Here is a 409-nt window from a genome sequence, read left to right as displayed (position 1 = left end):
AATCTAGATTCCAAACCCACATTTTTAAGTGAAACTTTAGAGAATTTCTACTATCCAACACATTATGAAATCGCACTTTTAGTAGCAAAGATACTTGGATATGAGATTATAAACCCAAATCAAAAAGAAAATATTTTCTACATAAATGGGCTTGATATTGCCGGAAATGGAGAGTATTTAGAAGTGAGAAAATCTAAAAATAAACTAGAATTTCTTAGAAAATATTAATTTTAGTTTAAAAACACACAAAGAAAATTAAACTTTAAAATCTAATAATTCTTAGAATCTAAACTTCTAGAATCTAAGTAAAATTTCTAAGCGAATCTATTTCCTTAGCTTATATCCTAATCCTACTTTTTATATAAACAAGGTGTAAAAGAAAGATTAAATTAAGATTATCTTAAAAACT

The 409-nt window shown here is 24.7% G+C and carries 1 protein-coding gene; it reads left to right on the top strand.

Annotated elements, in window-relative coordinates:
- On the top strand, window positions 1–228 hold a 228-nt coding region (locus CCY99_RS09670; RefSeq protein WP_181646910.1), incomplete at its 5' end, for a hypothetical protein.
- Window positions 229–409: the final 181 nt, after the last annotated feature.

The organism is Helicobacter sp. 16-1353, from assembly GCF_003288815.1.
Taxonomy (GTDB): Bacteria; Campylobacterota; Campylobacteria; order Campylobacterales; family Helicobacteraceae; genus NHYM01.
The sequence above is the reverse complement of the archived record's forward strand: the minus strand, read 5'-3'. Positions and strand labels throughout refer to the sequence as shown.